Raw genomic sequence first — 256 nt, 5'->3', positions numbered from 1 at the left:
GCCTGGCAGTAATGCATGACTGGCGGTGATCAGGTTTTCTCCGACTTCTAACGTTTGTAATAAACCGGATTGATGAATAATGGAGATCACTTTTCGCGCCTGCCATAGGGAGAGTCGGGGACTTTTGCGCAACGTTAAATAGCAAAAACCTAAACTGATGCCACTACTGACCTGGCTGACCCGTTGCAGCTCCTCCGGTTTGCCGATGGTGATTTGCACGGGATGCCGACAACTGGTTCCCAAATCTTTTTCGAAA

The 256-nt window shown here is 48.8% G+C and carries 1 protein-coding gene; it reads right to left on the bottom strand.

Features of this window, described 5'->3' with window-relative positions; translation table 11 throughout:
- Positions 1 to 256: hypothetical protein (locus KJQ96_RS39320; protein ID WP_213291253.1), on the bottom strand; the 256-nt coding region annotated here is incomplete at both ends.

Source organism: Bradyrhizobium sp. sGM-13 (genome assembly GCF_018398875.1).
In the GTDB taxonomy this organism is placed as follows: Bacteria; Pseudomonadota; Alphaproteobacteria; order Rhizobiales; family Xanthobacteraceae; genus Bradyrhizobium.
The sequence above is the reverse complement of the archived record's forward strand: the minus strand, read 5'-3'. Positions and strand labels throughout refer to the sequence as shown.